At 45.1% G+C, this 830-nt stretch carries 1 protein-coding gene; it reads left to right on the forward strand.

The genetic code is table 11. From position 1 onward, the window contains the following. Nucleotides 1-99: 99 nt before the first annotated feature. The coding region (locus tag V7D75_RS11870; RefSeq protein WP_333614726.1) for a pseudouridine synthase at nt 100-830 on the forward strand (731 nt) is incomplete at its 3' end.

The following is an 830-nucleotide window of genomic DNA, read 5'->3' on the forward strand; positions in this document are numbered from 1 at the left end:
ATTGTCTGTAACAACAAGGAATTATTGTCGCAGCCTCTGCTTAATTGGCGCTCAACATGCTAAACTATAGCAAATCTTTGTGTAAATACCTAACTAAAAATGACAAACTCAAAAATGCCAACCGAACAGCCTATCCACGAAGCGCCCGCTATCTTTAATAGTAAAACGCGCCCACAAAGTGCCGATGATGAAATCAGTAACTTTGAAAAGGTCAATTACCTTGAAGTCACGCGCCATCAGCACGACCAGCGCTTAGACAATTTTTTGCTCAATCGTCTAAAAGGTCTGCCAAAATCCCACATCTACAAGATGATTCGCTCAGACGAAGTGCGCGTTAATAATAAACGCTGTAAAGCGCATGACAGATTGCAACGTGAAGACGTCGTGCGTATTGCGCCTGTACAGCTGGCGACCCGCGATAAACCGATTATCAGCGCTGAGTTTGCCAATAGCTTATTGGCGCGGGTGGTCTACGAAGATGAGGGTCTAATCGTACTTAATAAGCCTGCTGGTATTGCTGTGCATGGCGGTAGTGGTTTAGATTTTGGCGTTATTGAAGCCATGCGTGAAGTAACGGGCAAAAAATATCTTGAGCTGATTCATCGTATTGATAAAGATACTTCAGGCTTGTTGATGATTTCTAAAAAGCGCTCAGCGTTAAAAGTGTTACAGCAGCATCTTGTCGATAGAACCATCCAAAAGCATTATCTTTGCCTAGCAAAAGGTCAACCTGCGCTCAATGAGCAGCGTATCGACGCGCCATTACTGCGCTATACACTGGCTAGCGGTGAGCGCCGCGTAAAAGTAGACGCGCAAGACCCACAAGCCAA

Origin of the sequence: Psychrobacter sp., from assembly GCF_036731945.1 — a bacterium.
Taxonomy (GTDB): domain Bacteria; phylum Pseudomonadota; class Gammaproteobacteria; order Pseudomonadales; family Moraxellaceae; genus Psychrobacter.